We start from the raw sequence: 18,133 nt of genomic DNA, 5'->3' as shown, positions 1-18,133 counted from the left end.
GTCCTCAGGCGACAACTACGTCCGGATTGACGGAGCACAGTTGCGGAAACATGGCGTTCTGACGGGCTCTAACGTCGACGATCACGCAGTCTGCATCGACCAGCGCGCAATAGGAAACCCGGCTCACGACACCCAATTTGGAATAGTCGGCGAGAATCACGCGCTTCCGCGCATGAGCAAACATCGCTCTTGCGATCTCTGCTTCGTCTGGATTGTAGCTCGTCGCACCAGCCGTCGCATCGAGACGAGAGACCATCGCGAAATCTGCCCGAACTATTTTACGAGAGCTGCCCGGTTTCATTCGGCTCGAGACGCAGAGGACGTTCGCTGTCCGCGGCTTTGCTGAGCAGTCGTGCAATTACTTCCCTAAGCTCCTGTGGCCTCGAACTTGTACCGTCGCACGTGACGATCCTCCTGGCGTGCTCGAAGACATAGCTTTCGGCCGCATCATCGCCCAGACGAATGGACCTCGGCGCGGCGAGGACCTGAGAAACCAAGCCCAAACAGGCTCACACGCGGCGTTTGATAGGTGCCACCCCCACTCAAGCCGTGGATGAGTGGAGATGGCCGGATCGGCCTGTTCGATGCTGCGGCGCTTGCCCTCGTGTTCTTTCAGTCGATCGAGAAGCCAAGCGGATGACAGATGAGGAAAGCTATGCGTTGGCCTTCTTCCCAACGTGATCGCGACCGCAGCGCTCACTTTGTCTGCCACTTTTGAACGGAAGCCTGGTCGATTAGGAAATCGTCCAACTTCCGGCCGCCTCGAAGCTGCGGCCGCAGCCACCGAGGCAGCCTGCCGCGACCCGACCACGTCTCCGCCGGGTTCTTCGGATTGCGATATTTAGGACGGACGGGCGGGTATGGGCGGCGCTTACGATCGAACCGTGTGGCCTCGTCGGCCAGTCCGATCTTGTGGAGCCGTTCTTCCAATTGTGCTTTTTGCACTAACATTTTCTGAGTGAGGCTCGCGGTGACCTGTTGGTGAAGTATCCAGAGCTCGTCAAGGGAGAGCGAATTGAAGTGCTCGGTGTTCATGGATCCAATCCGAATTCTCGGGAGCAGGCACAGGCAGACAAGTCGGGAATGAAGGAGCAGACAAGCCACCAGATAGATATTTGTCCTACAATCCACATTTAAATCCGGAGGTGGCAGGCAGAAAGGCATGACCGGGGTAATATCATGGCGGAGCATTTAATTCGGGGCGAGAGGCAACCCTCGCTGACGGCCCGCAGACCGGTATCATGACATCCGCAAACTTAGCGCCCGACCAGTTGCGCTTTCGCATTGCCATTACCGGCGCGGAGATGAGCGCAAAAGTTGGCGCAGCCACGGCAATCGGCCGGGCGGCCGCGTCGCGGACCGCGAGCGGGATCGATCGCGGCGGACGCAGGTGGCTCGATTTAATTGAGCGACAGCCGCGTGTTGCAACCCAGGAATGCGGACCGGCCTAATTAATTCAGCTGGCCATGGGCACAATTAATTCATCACGCTGTCAGATTTAAGCCGCATGGGAGCCCATGTCGCCGCGAAAGCTCGTTCCGGATGGGGGGCGCAACACCGGGAGTTTTCTATGTCCGGTCATTTACGATATTACTTGGTCAGTTTGGGCCTTGTTGGAGTTCTTTCTGGGACACCTGCATTCTCGAACCCTTTTGCCGAGTTGTTCAATATCACTCCCCGCGAACCCGCTCCAATCTCTCCGGCGCAATCGGAATGCTTGGGGCGACCTGGCAACTCGACCCCCGACGGCCAGCATTGGGTCTATCGAATGGACGGTCACCGCAAATGCTGGTTTCTGGGCGAGGGGCTCGCGACGGTGAAGAAGCCCATTCGTCGCCGCGCGGCCAAAGATCACGTCGCCAGTTTGGACGAGAACGGAACTGTGCGGCGCAGCCGGAGCGCGGTCGTTGAGGCGCGCGCGGAGTTGCTGCGGTCCGCACCGGCCGAGGGGTCTCAGCCGCTACCCGAAATCAAGGTAGCTGATGCCGCTTCCGAACTCGGTACGGTTCCCGCCTCGACCTCGGCGGCGCCCATCCCGGAGTTTAACAGTCGCCTGCTCACGCCCGAACACTCCATGCCTAGTCAAGTCGATGTTGAGCAGCTTCTCGCGGTCGTGCCGGTGGCCAACGATGCGGTGCCTTCGCCCGATCCTATGGTGCCTGGCTTGCGGAGTGGGGAGATGCGCGACGAGGCGCGGAGCTGGACGGCAACTTGGTTAGGCGTGCTGCTGATGACGCTGGGGGGCCTCTCCGTCTTAAGCTCGAGCCGCACGCTTCGGCAAGCGGTGAAAGTAGGGCACTGAGGTAGCTAGGCAGGGTACCTGACGCGCCGCACGCGATCGGGCGTGCCTGGGCTGGCTGCGGACGCACGGGGGCCGCCCGACGCACCACTCACGCAGCGCGCCGGCTGATATCGTTTCGCCAAAATCGCAGGGGCAGCGTCCCAGATGATCTTCATCCAGATTAATTTGACGGTGCGAGTTCTCCCGGGCACACGGAGTTCATAATTCCCTTCCGATCGCTGGGTGGCTCCGGTTGTTCACCCTGATCCAGTGCTTCTGCCGACCGCCACGATAGGGTCGATTGCGATGCTTGGAGACCCGGCCCTCAAGTTCCATGCGGCAAGCCGCCAGAAATAGGTCAGATCCAATCTCCCCGCGCTCGAACGGTGCCACGCTGATCCGGCCTGAGCGCTAATAGCTGCTGCAGATTTGCCTTGCGCAGGTGGAGGGGCAGGGAGTGGCTCGCTCGCAGCTTTATTTGATGGGCGAAAAGCTCTGGAATGATGCCAACGCAATCTCGGATGCCCGAGACCAGCTTGATGGTGGTCAGGATAAGGATTAGGGCATCCGGATGAACGGCAAGGCCAATGTCGTCCCGTCAACACCCGACGCAATTGCCTTCCGCCGCACACCTCAGGAGGTGCTGCACATTGTGTCTATTTGACTGAGCAACAAGGCGCTAGCAAAGGCGGATTCTATCCAAACGGAATGAACGGCAGGCTCAAGTCGACCTAAGGCTCGTCACTGCGAACAGACCGGGCGTGCAGGGCGGGCCGTCGAGCGCGAAGCAACTTTGGTATGGGGTGGCCCAAGCTCTCTGAAGCGCAACTGGGGTGACGCTCACTTTAGCTCATGCACTGTCATAGGCACTATCGACCAGCCGCCTAGCTCAACACACAGCGCTGCAACTGGAAAAATACGCATAAGCTTCGTCCCCAAAGCTTACGATCACCAACCGCCACCCCCAGCGGGAGCGCAAGAGATGAGGCTGGAAGGCGGACAAGATTATTTTTTCAGAATAAGCCCCATTGCGCGCGCCATTCGCCTCACGGATCCGGTGTGCCGACCGAGCGCCGCCACTATCTCCGAGACGACACGACGACGCGCCAGCCACGCAAGCCGCTTCCGCTCAGCCTCAGTCCACTCCTTTGGCTTCGACCATCTCATTTCGGCGGTGAGCGACTTAAAGCGCGCCGAGGCGTCCCTGGAAGGGATGACGCAAATCAGCGGGTAGGGGCGAGCGCAAGAGCGGCTATTGCTTGGTCGCCTCTAGGGGCTGCTGCGGCGTTGGAGTTGCAGCCGCTGCGGCTTGCGCTGGCGCTCGAGGCGTTGACTTCGCGCGGGGTTTGGATTGTGCGATCGGCGGTGGTGACTCGGGCTCGGCCACCGTCCCGCCGTCCGACGTGCCCTGGAATGGAATGTTGCACTTCTTCGCAATCGAGGCTTGCTCGACGGCAACCATTTGGCCCTTCATTTTCGCTAATCCAGCCGCCGTCTGTTTGTCGCCGCCGACGAAGAAGGCCGCCGGCCAGAAGATGACGATCGCTGCTGCCGTGGCGACGCCATCTTTCGTCCGCTGGCTGTCCTGAGTGCCTGACAGCGTCGCGGCCCTGGTCGAAATTTGCTGGGCTTCGAGCGCTAGCTGCTGGCAAGTGTAGGACTGATATTGAACCGATGAAACATCAGCCGGCGTAATGTCTGCTGCCGATGAGGCATAGCCTGCCAGCGCGGGCGCTAGGACTTTCGGAGCGGCGGTGTCAGTACCAAGCGCGGGGGCGGTCGGGCCTAATCCTACCCCGATAGGCAGATCAATTTCGTACACTGAGAAGACCGCCAACTTGGGGCGGCCCAATTTCTACTTCGGCGGCTGTAGGCCCGACGCGGCCAGCCATTCTCTCAGGTGAGAAGCGGTCGTAGCTCGTCGAGCTTGGCGGACAAGCTGCTCTCTGTCGGGCGGAATGCCTTGGGCCTCCTCCCCGAGACGCTGCGCCTCCTCTACGAGCAGTTCTTCCAAAGTGGTATTCTTGAAACGAAGTCTTCTCAGCATGGCCGTTGCTCCCTGGAATGCAGGCGGGGGCGCGATCTCTCTCTCAGCACCGGTGCCTACAGAAAGTCAGTCTTGTCCGGTGCTCGGCAATGCCTTCACACAGGCGAAGGTTGCTAAGCATGGTCGGGCACGGTTGGTCGGGCTCGTCTTAACGCGATAAAATTACCTATAATAAAAGATTTCAGTTCCACCGGATCGGGGTAAGTCCCGCGATGTTCCGGTGCTGATTGATGTGTTCCCGGGCTTCCGCTTCTGTCAGCGGCGGCGGTGTCGCAGCGCGCTCAATCTGAGCCCCGAAGAGGCCTCGGAAGCGAAAAGGCATCATTCTCTTTTTCGCAAAGCAGAAGCTGCACCACGACAGCCCATATGGGTCTGGCACATGTAGGCCCGAATGCGGAGGCCTCTATCGAGAGGAACAGGAGGCCTCTATCGAGAGGAACAGTTGTGCTTTGCCCTTCGTTTGTACGCCGGAGGACAAATGCCATGAACGCGCTGGATGAAGATACCAAATCGCTTTGGATGGAGACGTTCATTCCGGCGGCTGCGCGCTTTTCGGGTCAGGCACGTGCCGACGTTGGCGTGGTCGGCGCCGGCATCGCCGGTCTGTCGGTGGCCTATGAACTGGCGGCGCGCCGGCGCTCGGTCATCGTGCTCGACCGCGGCAGAATCGGCAGCGGAATGACGGCGCGTACCACCGCGCATTTGGCGACGGCCCTGGACGACGACTACAAGGAGTTGATCAAGGTCCGCGGTGAGGATTGCGCCCGGCTCTACTACCAGAGCGTCGCCGCCGCGATCGACCGTGCGCAGGCGATCCAGTCCTCCGAGGGAATTGATTGCGATTTCCGCCGCGTCGATGGCTATTGGGTGTTGGCGCCGGAGACGCTGCCATCGCATCTGGATGAGGAATTCGAAAGCTGCAGGAAGCTGGGAATTCCTGTCGAGCTCTGCAGCGATCCGACACCCATCCATCACGGCGGTCTTGCATGCTCGCTTCGTTTCCCCCAACAGGCGCGCTTTCATCCGACCAAATACCTTGCCGGATTGGCGAAATCGCTGCATCGGCGCGGCGCCAGGCTTTACGATGACACCTGCGTCGAGACGATCGAGCGCGGTCGCGGAGAAATCGTTCTCAAGACTTCAGGCGGCGAGGTGCGGGTCACGGACGTTGTCGTCGCGACGAACTCGCCGGTCAATCTGCAGGTCGCGATCCATACCAAGCAGGCATCCTATCGCACCTATGTGATTGCGGCCAAGGTCCCGGCCGGCTCGCTGCCGGATGCGCTGTATTGGGACACGCTCGATCCCTATCACTATATCCGCCTGCAGCCGGCTTCGGCGGATGAGGACATCGTGATCGTCGGCGGTGAGGACCACAAATCCGGCGAGGCCGACGATGGTCAGGCGCGCTTTGCTGCGCTCGAACAGTGGATACGCGCGCGGTTGCCGATGATCGGCGAGATCAGCCATCGCTGGTCAGGCCAGGTGCTCGAACCCATGGACTTCACCGGCTTCGTTGGACGTAGCCCGGACGAGCAGCATGTATTTCTCGTCAGCGGCGATTCCGGGCAGGGCATGACCAATGGCCTGATGGCAGGGCTCCTGATTGCGGATTTGATCCGGAGCGCAAGATCTCCATGAACATCACCACCTTCATCAGCGAGAACATCACGCCGCTGAAAAACTTTGCGGAATATCTCGGCGCCGATGCGCTAACCTCGGTGGAGCGGCTCCGCTTGGGAGAGGGCCGGCTCGTTCGCTGCGGTTTGAAGAAGATTGCCGCCTGCCGCGACCGCCACGGCGAATTGCACCTGCTGTCGGCAAGCTGCACCCATCTTGGCTGCGTCGTGCATTGGAACTCGCTGGAGCAGTGCTGGGATTGCCCCTGCCACGGGTCTCAATTCGCGCCGGACGGCACTGCGCTCAATGGGCCCGCCGTATCTCCGCTCGCGCCGGTGCAAATTCCGCCGACTGTCCAGGCCGCGGAGTAGCGACAGGTGACAGCCGCGGACGAAGAGGCCTGCCACATCGTCTGCTTCGGCGGCTTCCCGTTCACGCGGCATGACATCGGCTCGCGTCCGACGGATCCTCGAGGGAGTTCGATGTGATCTACCCCGCAATGGGTAGCAAGGTTCGTTCCGAGCATTCGCTTGCGCTGGGCGCGGATCATACGGCGGAAGGCTGATTGTCGATGACAAGCAGCAGAGCACGATCAGAGGTCTTTATTGAAGTCGATCGCTTGAGCCATGTTCAAAATTGCTAGAGTTTCAGCAAGTCGCCTTAGAGGCCCAAGCTTTCCGGTCAGCGTCCGGCCGACCAAGGCGGATGTCGTGGCCGCACGCTTCATCGCCCGCAACACTGCGCCGGCTCCGGAGATGGTAGCCCGCGCCCTGACTTGGGGTGCCGACGAGAAGGTCCTGCTGGTCCTGGCGGCGGCTGGTTGGCTCGCGTCGCGCGGGCGGGGCGAGCCGCTGCGGCGCGCCGGCAACCATGCTTTGCTGGTCACGGTCGCGGCGTCGCTACTGCCCCATGGTTTGAAGCTTCTGTTCGACCAGACCCGACCGGACCGCAGGACAGTGATCGGGCACCTCCACGGCGTCCCATTTTCCGGGAAACGTGAGGACGCCTTTCCCTCCGGCCACGCGCTGCACATGGGAGCCTTGGCATCGGCGGCCGGCGCGTTGCCGGCCGGCCCCCGTCGGGCGATCCGCGCCATTGCGGTCGGCATCTCGCTGACGCGCCTAATCGTCCTGGCGCACTGGGCGAGCGATGTCGTTGCTGGTTTCGCATTGGGAGCGGCTCTTGAACGGCTCCTGCGGCTGTGCACCGGCTATCCCCTCGACACTTCAACGGAGAACGATCATGCCGACCCTTGAGGATCTAAAGGGGTACGCGGAACGTGCCACCGGTTTGCGGCGCCCCGGCAAGCGGAAAGCTATGGGCCTCGCGCAAGCGCGAAAACCTCACACTGTCCGCTTCAAGGACGACGGTCTCGTCCCCAATCATCCGCGATGGCCGCTGATCATCTACCGCGGCGCAATCGATCTCGATGAGCGCCACGACCCCGCGGCCGTGATCGAGGACCTGTTCGAAGCGAACGGATGGGCAGACACTTGGCGCGACGGCATCTACGACTACGTGCATTATCACTCCCGGATCCATGAGGTGCTCGGCATCGCGCGCGGAAAGGGGCGCGTCCGTTTCGGCGGTAAGAAGGGCAGGATCTTCACGTTGAAGGCCGGCGACATCGCTATTCTGCCGGCCGGCACGGGTCACGAGAGCCTATCGGCAGACGATGACTTCCTTGTCATCGGCGCCTACCCGCCGGCGGGCACGTACGACGAGTGCACAACGGTCGAGGACCGTCCGCGCGCCCTCAAGACCATTCCGAAGGTGCCTGTGCCACGCAAGGATCCGGTCTACGGGATCGGCGGGCCCTTATCGAAACTCTGGAGGAAAGCGAAATGACCGAATACGTGATCCGCTTCCTCGCCGGAGGCGCCATTGTGTCGGCCTTCGCGATGCTGGGAGATCTTCTACGTCCCAAGAGCTTCGCCGGTCTGTTCGGAGCAGCACCCTCGGTCGCGCTCGCCACACTAGGAATCGCGGTGTACCAGCATGGCGCCGCTTACGCAGCCCTGCAAACGCAGGCGATGATTGCGGGAGCGATTGCGCTCGCCATCTACAGCGTCGTCGTTTGTCAAATCCTCGCTCGCGCGCGGCTGCGAGCGTTGCCTGCCACTTTGCTATCCCTCGTCGTCTGGCTGATCGTCGCCTTCGGCGTACTGATGCTTGCCGGAGGGCAGACATGACGCCGATCCGCCTTTCGCCGTCATCTCTGAAGGAAGGCCGCTGGTACGAATATCTGATCCGCTTCGCGCTCGGCGGCGCCGCGACCGTCTTCGCCGGCCTCGTCAGCAGCCGCTATGGAGCCTCTATCGGCGGGCTTTTCCTCGCCCTTCCGGCGATCTTCTGCGCTAGCGCCACGCTCATCGAGAAGCATGAAATTCGCCGCAAGCGTGAGGCGGGCCTCGCCGGCGAGCGCCGCGGGCAAATGGCGGCCGCGGTCGACTCCGCCGGCGCCGCGCTCGGCGCGCTCGGCATGCTGGCCTTTGCGATGGTCTTTTCGTTAACGGCGGAAACCAGCATCGCAGCCGCCTTCATAGGTGCATCGCTTGCTTGGCTGGTCATCTCGATGGTGGCCTGGTACGTGCGGCGCAAGTCGCGATCAGCGCGGGGAGGGCGGACGAAACAAAAAGGCAGCGGCTCCGCGATTGTGCGAAGCCGCTGAGGTCGATCCACGCTGCCATCAAGCCGCGCTCGACGCCTTCCTGTTCACACCCTTGCGCAGAGCAACCGTGTTGAGTTTGGTATTCGCTGCCTTCTCCTCGTTGAGGTTCGTGGTGAGAAAGCGCACGATGTCGTCGTGCTCGAGCTCCTCGGCCCAGGCGATCAGCGTGCCATAGCGGCAGATCTCATAGTGCTCGACGGCCTGCGCGGCCGCGACGAGGGCAGCATCGAGTACGGCCTTATCCTCGATTTCGCCGGCGATCTCGTCGGCCTCCTTGATGATTCCGTCGATCGCTGGACAGTGCGTGCCGCTGGGCTCCTTGCCGAGCTTCTCGAACACGCTCTGAAGCCGCTCGACCTGCTTGTTGGTCTCTTCGAGATGGCCCTTCAGTCCCGCGACGAGGTCTCGGTTGGTCGCCTTTTCGATCATCTTGGGTAGTGATTTGATGATCTGCTGCTCAGCGTAGTACATGTCCTGCAGTCCGTGCATCAGCAGGTCTTCCATCGATTTTATGTCCTTCGTGAACATTCCCATATTTGAATCTCCTCTCGCAACGATGGCGATGGAACGCGGCTGACCGGCTGCCGTTCCTGTCTATGCAGCGCATTCGGAGGATCGAAATGAACGGGAAGAACATTTCGTCAGCCTGCTGGTATGGGCGCGGTGGACGGGCGATATGCCGCGGGCATCCAGGAGGCGCTGTTCGAGACGGCCGTGAAGGGGGCAGGGCAGGGAGCGTCAAGGGAGCTGCGCGCCTGCTTCTCGGCTGTCTCCCAAGAGGTGCACCGGCGAGACCGGTCTAGCCAGGCGAGGAACGGGATAACCCTAAGCGTCGTTGATACCGCACATTTACTTGCGGCTTGTCTAGGCTCAAGATGGCTGACGAAACGATCACGACCACCGGCATCGCCGCTCACGGCGCCTCCCGCCTCCCGTCAGTGCAGGTCGACAGCTTCAACATTGAGCTGAAGGATGAGGAGGGTTTTCTTGGGGATCGTGCCAGCAAGGGCGCTTTCCGGGACACTCTCGAAAAGTGGCGGAAGCCACTGCGCAAGTCCGGTGAAGACCCGCTCGGCAAGGAGCTTTCCGAAGACATCAGCAAGAAGGAGCTCGATGCGATCCTGCTCGGCGATGATACCGATGCTTGGGCGGTCGTGCAGAGCGCGATCGAAGACTTCGCACAAGAACTCGCCCACGTGACGCGTCGCTTCCTCAAGACCAAGGCCTGGGAGAAGACTGAGCGCATCGTGGTCGGCGGCGGCTTCAGCAATAGCCGGCTCGGCGAACTCGCCATCGCGCGCGCCGAAATCATCCTAAAGGCCGAGAACTTCAAGATCGAGATGCTGCCGATCCATCAGCATCCGGACGACGCAGGCCTGATTGGCGCGCTGCATCTCGCTCCTTCGTGGATCTTTGAAGCTCATGATTCCATCCTTGCCGTTGACGTCGGAGGCACGAATATCCGCTGTGGCATCGTAGAAACGCGTCGCAAGAAGGCACCTGATCTCTCCAAGGCGTGCGTGTGGAAATCCGAGCTGTGGCGTCATGCCGATGACGAACCGAGCCGAGAGGAAGCGGTTAAGCGTCTCGTCAAAATGCTCAAGGACCTGACCACGAAGGCGGAGAACGAGGGATTCAAGCTGGCGCCGTTCATCGGCATCGCGTGTCCTGGCGTCATCGAGAGCGACGGCTCGATCGTAAAGGGCGCGCAGAACCTGCCCGGCAACTGGGAGAGCAGCAAGTTCAATCTCCCGGCAATTCTGGTCGAAGCCATCCCTCAGATCGGAGAACACGACACGACGATCGTCATGCATAACGACGGCGTGGTGCAGGGGCTGTCCGAGGTCCCGTTCATGAAGGACGTGAAACGTTGGGGCGTGCTGACGATCGGCACCGGCCTCGGTAACGCTCGCTTCACCAATCGCAACTGCAAGAGCGAACGCTGAGCCTAACTTCTTTCGAGGCAGGCCGACACAGCAAGAATATCGGGAAGGGAGGAACGGCGCGCCCCGCCAACTGTTTGCTCAATTATCGCGGAGCATAGGAGGAGCATCCATGCCTACGCAGATTGTTTTGGACCATAGCGGGGACACGCGGCACGAATTTGACGCGGCAGACCTGGAAGCATTGGCCAAGGTGGAGCAGCGCTTCAAGAAGTTGACCGGCAAGGGATTCACTGCAGCAACGCGGATGGGGCCCGGCGAAGTCGCCGTCGTGCGGGTGTTCGCCCCGACGGCCCAGGAGACGCTATTTTACCCGCGCCTCGTCGGCGGCTAGGTGAGCGCAGGGCCATGCTTCTGTTCGGTGCTCGACGCCCGGTGGGTTCACGGCTGCAGACGCTCCGCGAGCTCTATGCCAGCTTCATTGGAGAAAACTCGCCAGAAGCCCGCGGCCGCCATCTGCTGCGCGCGTGGCTGTCACCGGTACAACTCGCGCAGTTCGATGAGCACCGGTACTTCGATGTGGTCGGTTGCGATACGGCCAAGCGGTACCGCATCAACTATGGGACGGCTGCGAACGTCCACGAGCTCGACGGGGCGGGAACGCCGAGGGTGGGTTGGTGCTTCGCGCCTTCAGCACGGCTTGTGCCCGGCGACGTGATGCTCGCGCAGAAGATTGCGCTGGAAACCAACGAGAATGCCGTGCTTGCGGTGGCGAACGAGTTTCCACCGCGGATGCCGTTTAACCGATGACCGCAGGGAGAATGCCATGCTCGATTATCCGCGCCCGCCTTATCCCAGCCAACAGCAACCAATGCCCGGCTCGACCTCGGCGATGAAGCCACGTCCGGACCATGGCGAGGACAGTTACAAGGGATCGGGCTGTCTTGCAGGCAAGAAGGCCGTCATTACCGGAGGGGACAGCGGGATCGGGCGAGCGGTGGCAATTGCATATGCCCGGGAGGGGGCCGACGTGCTCATTTCTTATCTCGACGAGCATCAAGATGCCGAGGAGGTGAAGGCTCTTGTCGAGAAGGAAGGCCGCAAGGCTGTCTTGTTTCCCGGAGACCTGCGAAAGCCAGATTACTGCCGCGCCGTCATTGAACGTGCCGTCGATGAGCTCGGCGGAATCGATATCCTCGTCAACAATGCCGCCCACCAAGCCGCGTTCAAGGATATTGCGGATATCAGTGATGACGAATGGCAGAGTACGTTCGAGGTCAACATCCATGCGATGTTCTATCTCGCCAAGGCGGCCGTTGGGCATATGAAATCGGGATCCGCCATCATCAACACCGCTTCCGTGAATGCCGACATGCCAAACCCCATCCTGCTGGCGTATGCGACCACCAAGGGTGCGATCCAGAACTTCACGGGGGGTCTTGCCCAGATGCTTGCCGAAAAGGGCATACGCGTGAACGCCGTCGCGCCGGGCCCGATCTGGACGCCGCTGATCCCGTCAACCATGCCGTCGGACACAGTAAAGAACTTCGGTAAGCAAGTGCCGATGAAACGAGCCGGGCAGCCGGCTGAGCTCGCAACTGCCTATGTCATGCTGGCCGATCCGCTCTCGAGCTATACGTCCGGTGCGACGCTTGCTGTAACAGGCGGGAAACCTTTCATCTGATCGCGAGAGCGACGAGACGGAAGCTTGGTGTGGCGTAACGCCCAGCGCGCACCATTGCTAGTGGCCGCGGTTCTCGTCCTGCTTGTTTGTTCTTCTTAGGTTTGTCGGTCGCGGACAGCGAGTACTTGAAACCGGCACTTCTGGCTTCCTGGTGTTTGTCAGCTCATGCGAAATCCTGTCCGGCAGTTTTTGAGCGCCGAGCTTTGGGCACCGTCTCCGATCGATTGCGGGGCTAACGCCAGAACAGTGCAAGCAGCAGGATCACCGGAAGCGGAATGCCCAGCAGCCACAATAAAGCGCCTCTGCCAAGTGTCATGGCGCTATCCTCCTGTTGTTTCCCGGAAACCAAGTCCAGAAGCCGCCCGAAGTTCCTGCAACAGGAACGGACGATTCAACCGCGCGTTGGAACCGGAGCATGAGCTACTGGAGGAGTTCGCCATGGCTACACGCACCGTTCCCAATGTGTTTTTTGGCTGGACATGGTCAGCCGTACTGGCCGGCGTGTTCACTTCGTTGGTTGTCCAGATCCTGCTGACCATGCTTGGGTTCGGCATCGGTCTGCTCGCGATCGACATTCCCACTGCTGCATCGGCGCCTGCTGGCGCAGGCTGGGCCGCATTCGTGTGGTGGGCGGTCTCAGGGATCATCGCCGCATTTCTAGGCGGCGCCGTTGCGGCAGCCAATTCGCCGGATCAGACCGCCCTCGGTCGGGTCGGTCATGCGATGGCCGCCTGGGCGGTCGCAACCGTCGTGGTGGTCGGTGCAGCGGCGATGTTGCCGGCTTCGGCAACCAGCATCGCCAGCAACCTCGTCGGCCCATCATATTCCGCCAGCATGCGCGTCGCATACTGGTCGAACAATACTGGACGGGAAACCGTCGGCGCGACAACGAGAGCTGCAACGCCCGCTCAGATTGATGCAGCCCGGAAGCACTTCGCATACGCGATGTTTGCAAGCTTCTGCGCCCTTCTTCTTGGCGCGGGAGCGGCCTACGCCGCCGGAATGGCGACCACGGGCCAGGCTGTCAAGGAAGCGGCGCGACCTGTGACATGACGAGTCCTGGCCGAGGTTTGGTGCAGGGCGCTACGCGCACGGGTGATGATGTGACTGTGTCCTGAGGTCCGCGTTGGGTACGGGAGCGGGGTTGGGTGTCGGCGAAATCCGCCTACCGTCCAACGGATGTTTCTCGATTCTTTCCGTCCTACTTCCCGCACCGAGCGTAGTGCCGGCCATCAGGCATCCTGGACCGGCAGCGTACAAAAAGCAGCCTGGAGCCAATGTATCCGGCATTTGGCTTGCACCGACAGGGAGACCAGAAGGCAAAACATATGACCGTGTGAGAGGACGAGATACGAACCTACGGCCATCAGCTCTGGGAAAAGACTGGGCGGCCTGAAGGCCGCGACAAGGAATTTTGGGAATTGGCCAACAAGAGTTGCGGAATCAGAACAAATCTTCTCCGGTGCGCACCCCCGATAACCTCTGATGAGCAAGAATTACCCAATCTGCTTCGGGCATCGGCTGGGTTTGTGAAAACCATCCGCAGCTGACTTGGACCCAAGGCCCGATGGGCTGCCAGTGCGGGGCGAGGATGGCATAGTTTGTCAGCACGGAGGACGTGATCCTGGCGTCACCTTAGAGGTGACGATGTAAACGCTGAGCCCACCGAGTCTTAGCGACGCGAACGCCTCTTCGTTGCACGCCGGTTGTAGGGTGAACGGTTGATGGGCTTCAGGGAAATCCCTTCGCGCCGCGCCTTGCTGCGGATAGCCGCGACGGGACGTTGAAGTTTGACGCTCATGACTCCGGTTGGCGTGTTGCCCTTCGCGAGCTGCTTGAGCATTTTCACATCTGCGCTCGACCAGGGTTCACGCGTACGACGCTTGTATGAGGGATTTGCCTTGCGCGGGCCCTTCTTGCCGATCGGCGAGCCGGGTCGCTTCCATGATGCTCTTGCCATTAAAGTCCTCCTGTAGGTCGTTCTTGAACGAAGGAATCAGCAATTCGGTTCCGATGAACAGGAACGGCAGGGGTCGGCGGGAAGTTCTTCGTTGACCAAGGTCAATGGAGGTATCAATGCGCGTCCGACTAGCATCGATATGTCTTGTGCTGTCCGGTGGATTGGCGATTGCACAGCCTGCCAGGCCGGCGGACGACCTTGGCGCGCCGAGCGGGCGTTCGGCGCCCGAAGACAAAGGTCAATTGCAGCCGCAGGGCTGGACCGGGCCTACCAACACCGGTTCAGGTGGTGCGCCTCCGGAAAGTCCCCAAGGGCAAAGCCCACCACGGATGCAGCCGGCGCCGGACGGATCGACAAAAACCACAGTCGAGCCTCCCAAGTAGCCTCATGTGCTCTTGCGCGTCGGCGCGGTAACGCCGGCGCGGCGCGGGAGGAACAAACGATTCACGTTGCCGTTTCAAAGGCCAGACCACGCAGCGCGTGCAGACCCATGACGAATCTGAGCAAGCTCCCGACGTGGGCCGACGAAAAAAATATCTACGCCGTGATCGAAACGCCCCGTGGAAGCACCTGCAAATTGGAGTTCGATCCGGAGCTGAAGGTGTTCACGCTTGCGAAGCCCCTAATGGTGGGGCTCACCTATCCCTATGATTGGGGCTTCATTCCCTCGACACAAGCCGAAGACGGGGACCCGCTGGACGTTCTCATCATCCACGTATCCCAGACGTATCCGGGCGTCGTGCTCCGATGCCGGCCGATCGGAATTCTCGAAATCCTCCAGAAGCGCAAAGGCAAGGAGGAGCGCAACGATCGCATCTTCGCTGCGCCAGAGCGCTCGCCGTTAGAGAGCAATCTTGAAGACATCAGGAATCTGCCGTCTCGCGCCGTCGAGGAGCTCGAACAGTTCTTCCGCGCCACGAACGCGCTCGAAGATAAGGAGCTTGAGTTCCTGGGTGGCGCGGTCCCGGAGCCGCCGTCAAGGCCATCAAGCGGCTATCAATTGCGACGGGTGGCTAGAGCGTCCGCCAAAAGGATCCGTGCGACATTCCAATCTGCTTGCCATGCCCGATCTGTAGATCCCCAGAACTCTGGCAACTCGTGCGTCCGAGGCGTCATCCCGGTGCTCTTATCGCGTGAGAACACGCCGTCAGTTCGGCGGCCGGCCCGTCACCAAACGAGTACTATTGATTCATCCAATCGGAAACGACCCGTAGATGTTCGCCTGGGCGCAGCCGGCAGACCATGTGACAAGCCGCACATTCCCGCGGCCCGCAAAAGACTATGTAAGAAAACCAATTTTAGAACCAATATTTGAGCCACGGTTCCTGCCATGCTGCAACAAGTTCTTCTGCACGTAATGCAGATGCGCCGATCGCATCCGAGGAACAAAAGGGAACATCCAGCCGTAATCAAGGGTGAGCTGAGCAGAACCGAAACCGAGCCTTTGAGATATGCCGGGCCCATCCCGCCTATGGACCTTGCCTGGAAGTCACATCGCGAGCTCTCTATTGCCTGCGGTGGTCGCGAGCAATCTTTTCATCGGCCTGGCCCTTGTGGCATTGCTCTATTTCGGGCGTGAGCTCTTCGTGCCGGTTGTTCTTGCGTTGCTGTTGAGCTTCGTGCTCGCTCCGGTCGTTCGGCTTTTTCGTCGCTTGTATGCCGGCCGCGTGGGCTCAGTTCTTGCCGCGGTGGCGCTTGCATTTCTGCTGATTTTCGGGCTCAGCGCCATTATGACCCAGCAGGTCGCACAACTCGCCGAGAACCTGCCCCGCTATCAGCTGACGATCAGCGATAAGATTCATTCGGTCCAAGACGTCGTGCTCAGTCCTGGAATCTTCAATCGGCTAAAGGATATGCTCGGAGATCTCCGCCAGGAAATTTCCAAGCCGCAGGAGCAAGGACGGAAGAATGCAAGCTCTTCTGAACCCGCCCAGACTTCTGCAAGAGAATCCCAGGCTAAGCCACTGCCGGTGGAAATCCAACAGCCGCCGCCTAGACCGTTTGATGTGGTGCAAACAATCGTCGGGCCGCTGTTGGCGCCCTTGGCGACGACGGGCATTGTTATCGTTTTTGTGATCTTTATGCTGCTTTTTCGCGAAGATCTGCGGGGCCGTTTTGTGAGACTCGCAGGCGCGCAGGATTTGGGGCGCACGTCCGAAGCAATCGACGATGCCGGCCGGCGACTGAGCCGGTATTTCCTGACCCAAACCTGCGTCAACGCAACGTTCGGGATCGTCATCGGGATCAGTCTTGCGGTGATCGGCATTCCCAACCCGGTGTTGTGGGGCATCTTCGCGGCTCTAATGCGCTTCGTTCCTTATATCGGCGCATTCATCGCTGCCGCCGTTCCTGCGGCGCTTGCCATCGCGGTTGATCCGGGGTGGTCGATGTTTTTATGGACGCTGGCATTGTTCGTGATCGTAGAACCGATCCTCAGCCAAATTGTGGAACCCATGCTGTATGGCCACAACACAGGGCTCTCGCCGGTAGCCGTCGTGGTGGCTGCAGCCTTCTGGACCTGGTTATGGGGGCCAATTGGACTTCTGCTTTCGACACCCCTTACGGTGTGCCTGGTGGTATTGGGGCGTCACGTTGAGCGATTGGAGTTCTTAGATGTGATCCTAGGTGATCAGCCGGCGCTCACGCCAGAACAGAATTTTTTTCAACGTATGCTGGCCGGTGATCCCGACGAGGCCGCGGACCAAGCCGAGAAGATCATGAAGGAGAAATCCCTCTGCGCCTACTACGATGAGATCGCAATTCCTGGGTTGCTGCTGGCGCGCGCCGACGCGCGACGCGGCGCTCTGGAGCTGGAGCGCCTGCAACGGATTAAGGAAACTGTCGAGGGCGTTATCGACGATCTTTCCGATCACGATGACTGCGCTCCACCTGTCAAGAGCAACGCCGACCTTCATGACTCCAACACACTTGAAATCGAGGTAGTCGACCCTCCGGATCTGGCGCCGCCCATTGTACCGACTGCAATGTTAAGATCCGATTGGCGAGACGGAAAGCCTGTATTGTGCATCGGGGCGCGAGATCCTCTTGACGACGCGACGGCGAATATGATCGCGCAGCTTCTCGAAAAACATGGCGTCGGCGCCCGCATTGAGCCTTCGGCTGCTGCCTCAGCTTCCAGTATCCTTGGGCTTGATACAGCCAACATAAGAATGGTGTGCGTATCTTGCCTTGGAAGCGCAAGTCCGGTGTATCTACGCTTCTTTCTTCGCCGTCTGCGTCGCAAAATGCCACACGCCACGCTCCTTGTCGGCCTATGGGGATCGGCCAAAGACTCGGAGGATGAAGAGAGTCTGGATGATGAGACGATCGGCGCGGATTTCTATGCGAAGTCGCTCCGCAAGGCGGTAGAGCTTTGCATTGAAGCGGCACACTGCTCGACCGCCGCGCCCGAAGGAGAAACAAAACGGATCGAAGCGCGCCGATCTCGAGCACCGCGATCTGCTGGTAGGAGAGGTGGGCGCAATTGAGGACGCCTCCGCCTGCTAGCGGCGTGGGACGATTAGATCGGAGAACGAAAATGCGCGTATGCACGCAGTCTTCTGTTCGATCGGACCCTCTCCCATCCTTAAGTTTGTTCCTGTAGCGGCGGCAAGTGTCAAATGCCAGCCTCGATGCGATGCCAACCGGCGACTTAGAGGTCGGCGGAGGAGCAATTGGCGGCGAATTCAAACGAGGGGCTTCTTCTCGGCGACGATGTGTGTGGCTTAGACGTTTCCGTGAAACTCGGCTCCTCCAACACGCGGCGAGTATGTGGATCGGCCGCCCTCGTTTTGCGTTGGCAACCGGCCGCACGCTCTACATTGCCATCAGTCCGTGAAGGCCAATTGCCGGCAGTACGCCCGGAAATCGCCTTCGGCGCATTGGCACGCTGCTTCAAATGCAGCGCCGACAGTCTCGAGATCGGGGCATCGGCGCCATTAACGCAGAGCCGACATTCGGGCTTATTCGCACGTCCAAGAAGGGCCA

16 protein-coding genes and 2 pseudogenes are annotated in these 18,133 nt (G+C 60.4%); 14 read left to right on the top strand and 4 right to left on the bottom strand.

What is annotated here, in order from left to right:
- Window positions 1-4: 4 nt before the first annotated feature.
- Window positions 5-301 carry a hypothetical protein gene (locus LRP30_RS25115; RefSeq protein WP_249756601.1) on the bottom strand — a complete coding sequence of 99 codons (297 nt, stop codon included), beginning with the start codon at window positions 299-301 and terminating at the stop codon, window positions 5-7.
- Window positions 302-696: 395 nt separating this feature from the next.
- A complete protein-coding gene (locus tag LRP30_RS25110) occupies window positions 697-1,035 on the bottom strand; it encodes an H-NS histone family protein (RefSeq protein WP_249756600.1) in 339 nt (112 codons plus the stop codon).
- 535 nt (window positions 1,036-1,570) lie between these two features.
- Between LRP30_RS25110 and LRP30_RS25105 the strand changes: the two genes are divergently transcribed.
- Window positions 1,571-2,302 (top strand): hypothetical protein, encoded by a 732-nt coding sequence (locus LRP30_RS25105; RefSeq protein ID WP_249756599.1) that lies wholly within the window; start codon window positions 1,571-1,573, stop codon window positions 2,300-2,302.
- 433 nt (window positions 2,303-2,735) lie between these two features.
- Window positions 2,736-3,016: pseudogene (locus tag LRP30_RS45260) on the top strand (ferritin-like domain-containing protein); the annotation flags it as partial.
- Between the two features lie 517 nt (window positions 3,017-3,533).
- On the opposite strand, the gene LRP30_RS25095 reads toward LRP30_RS45260, so the two are convergent.
- Complete coding sequence (locus tag LRP30_RS25095; RefSeq protein WP_249756598.1) at window positions 3,534-4,103, bottom strand: hypothetical protein; 570 nt, start codon at window positions 4,101-4,103, stop codon at window positions 3,534-3,536.
- A gap of 708 nt (window positions 4,104-4,811) precedes the next feature.
- On the opposite strand from LRP30_RS25095, the pseudogene LRP30_RS25085 reads away from it, so the two are divergent.
- From LRP30_RS25085 to LRP30_RS25065, 5 genes and pseudogenes are all read left to right on the top strand, one after another.
- Window positions 4,812-6,319 (top strand): annotated as a pseudogene (locus tag LRP30_RS25085) (FAD-dependent oxidoreductase).
- Window positions 6,320-6,574: 255 nt separating this feature from the next.
- Window positions 6,575-7,204: a phosphatase PAP2 family protein gene (locus tag LRP30_RS25080; protein WP_249756596.1), complete on the top strand. Its 630-nt coding sequence runs from the start codon at window positions 6,575-6,577 to the stop codon at window positions 7,202-7,204.
- Window positions 7,191-7,796 carry a cupin gene (locus LRP30_RS25075; protein WP_249756595.1) on the top strand — a complete coding sequence of 202 codons (606 nt, stop codon included), beginning with the start codon at window positions 7,191-7,193 and terminating at the stop codon, window positions 7,794-7,796. The genes LRP30_RS25080 and LRP30_RS25075 overlap by 14 nt, the downstream gene beginning before the upstream one ends.
- Window positions 7,793-8,140, top strand: coding sequence for a DUF3147 family protein (locus LRP30_RS25070; protein ID WP_164939222.1), 348 nt, complete (start codon window positions 7,793-7,795; stop codon window positions 8,138-8,140). The genes LRP30_RS25075 and LRP30_RS25070 overlap by 4 nt, the downstream gene beginning before the upstream one ends.
- The gene (locus LRP30_RS25065; protein WP_249756594.1) at window positions 8,137-8,619 is read left to right on the top strand and encodes a DUF3147 family protein; all 483 of its coding nucleotides are present in this window, start codon (window positions 8,137-8,139) and stop codon (window positions 8,617-8,619) included. Before LRP30_RS25070 ends, LRP30_RS25065 begins: the two co-directional genes overlap by 4 nt.
- Window positions 8,620-8,637: 18 nt before the next feature.
- Here the strand turns inward: LRP30_RS25065 and LRP30_RS25060 are convergent, their stop codons facing one another.
- Window positions 8,638-9,153: a ferritin-like domain-containing protein gene (locus tag LRP30_RS25060; RefSeq protein ID WP_249756593.1), complete on the bottom strand. Its 516-nt coding sequence runs from the start codon at window positions 9,151-9,153 to the stop codon at window positions 8,638-8,640.
- Window positions 9,154-9,494: 341 nt separating this feature from the next.
- On the opposite strand from LRP30_RS25060, the gene LRP30_RS25055 reads away from it, so the two are divergent.
- The 7 genes from LRP30_RS25055 to LRP30_RS25020 all read left to right on the top strand — a co-directional run bounded on the left by LRP30_RS25055 (window position 9,495) and on the right by LRP30_RS25020 (window position 17,634).
- Window positions 9,495-10,565: an ROK family protein gene (locus LRP30_RS25055; protein ID WP_249756592.1), complete on the top strand. Its 1,071-nt coding sequence runs from the start codon at window positions 9,495-9,497 to the stop codon at window positions 10,563-10,565.
- Between the two features lie 109 nt (window positions 10,566-10,674).
- Window positions 10,675-10,896 (top strand): hypothetical protein, encoded by a 222-nt coding sequence (locus LRP30_RS25050; RefSeq protein ID WP_249756591.1) that lies wholly within the window; start codon window positions 10,675-10,677, stop codon window positions 10,894-10,896.
- 14 nt (window positions 10,897-10,910) lie between these two features.
- Window positions 10,911-11,312: a hypothetical protein gene (locus tag LRP30_RS25045; protein WP_249756590.1), complete on the top strand. Its 402-nt coding sequence runs from the start codon at window positions 10,911-10,913 to the stop codon at window positions 11,310-11,312.
- 16 nt (window positions 11,313-11,328) lie between these two features.
- Window positions 11,329-12,186: an SDR family oxidoreductase gene (locus tag LRP30_RS25040; RefSeq protein WP_249756589.1), complete on the top strand. Its 858-nt coding sequence runs from the start codon at window positions 11,329-11,331 to the stop codon at window positions 12,184-12,186.
- A 402-nt stretch (window positions 12,187-12,588) separates the two neighbouring features.
- Complete coding sequence (locus LRP30_RS25035) at window positions 12,589-13,239, top strand: hypothetical protein (protein ID WP_249756588.1); 651 nt, start codon at window positions 12,589-12,591, stop codon at window positions 13,237-13,239.
- Window positions 13,240-14,636: 1,397 nt separating this feature from the next.
- Window positions 14,637-15,461: an inorganic diphosphatase gene (locus tag LRP30_RS25025; protein WP_249756587.1), complete on the top strand. Its 825-nt coding sequence runs from the start codon at window positions 14,637-14,639 to the stop codon at window positions 15,459-15,461.
- 202 nt (window positions 15,462-15,663) lie between these two features.
- Entirely contained in the window at window positions 15,664-17,634 is a 1,971-nt protein-coding gene (locus LRP30_RS25020; RefSeq protein ID WP_249761827.1) for an AI-2E family transporter, read from the top strand.
- The last annotated feature ends 499 nt before the right edge of the window (window positions 17,635-18,133 follow it).

The sequence above is a fragment of the Bradyrhizobium sp. C-145 genome (assembly GCF_023375135.1).
GTDB lineage: Bacteria > Pseudomonadota > Alphaproteobacteria > Rhizobiales > Xanthobacteraceae > Bradyrhizobium > Bradyrhizobium zhanjiangense.
This window is presented reverse-complemented; position numbering and strand designations above follow the sequence as displayed.

What these genes read in the sequence shown, in the direction of transcription:
- LRP30_RS25115 (WP_249756601.1), bottom strand. Translation starts at nt 301, where the DNA reads ATGAAACCGGGCAGCTCTCGTAAAATAGTTCGGGCAGATTTCGCGATG.
- LRP30_RS25110 (WP_249756600.1), bottom strand. Translation starts at nt 1,035, where the DNA reads ATGAACACCGAGCACTTCAATTCGCTCTCCCTTGACGAGCTCTGGATA.
- LRP30_RS25105 (WP_249756599.1), top strand. Translation starts at nt 1,571, where the DNA reads ATGTCCGGTCATTTACGATATTACTTGGTCAGTTTGGGCCTTGTTGGA.
- LRP30_RS25080 (WP_249756596.1), top strand. Translation starts at nt 6,575, where the DNA reads ATGTTCAAAATTGCTAGAGTTTCAGCAAGTCGCCTTAGAGGCCCAAGC.
- LRP30_RS25075 (WP_249756595.1), top strand. Translation starts at nt 7,191, where the DNA reads ATGCCGACCCTTGAGGATCTAAAGGGGTACGCGGAACGTGCCACCGGT.
- LRP30_RS25070 (WP_164939222.1), top strand. Translation starts at nt 7,793, where the DNA reads ATGACCGAATACGTGATCCGCTTCCTCGCCGGAGGCGCCATTGTGTCG.
- LRP30_RS25065 (WP_249756594.1), top strand. Translation starts at nt 8,137, where the DNA reads ATGACGCCGATCCGCCTTTCGCCGTCATCTCTGAAGGAAGGCCGCTGG.
- LRP30_RS25060 (WP_249756593.1), bottom strand. Translation starts at nt 9,153, where the DNA reads ATGGGAATGTTCACGAAGGACATAAAATCGATGGAAGACCTGCTGATG.
- LRP30_RS25055 (WP_249756592.1), top strand. Translation starts at nt 9,495, where the DNA reads ATGGCTGACGAAACGATCACGACCACCGGCATCGCCGCTCACGGCGCC.
- LRP30_RS25050 (WP_249756591.1), top strand. Translation starts at nt 10,675, where the DNA reads ATGCCTACGCAGATTGTTTTGGACCATAGCGGGGACACGCGGCACGAA.
- LRP30_RS25045 (WP_249756590.1), top strand. Translation starts at nt 10,911, where the DNA reads ATGCTTCTGTTCGGTGCTCGACGCCCGGTGGGTTCACGGCTGCAGACG.
- LRP30_RS25040 (WP_249756589.1), top strand. Translation starts at nt 11,329, where the DNA reads ATGCTCGATTATCCGCGCCCGCCTTATCCCAGCCAACAGCAACCAATG.
- LRP30_RS25025 (WP_249756587.1), top strand. Translation starts at nt 14,637, where the DNA reads ATGACGAATCTGAGCAAGCTCCCGACGTGGGCCGACGAAAAAAATATC.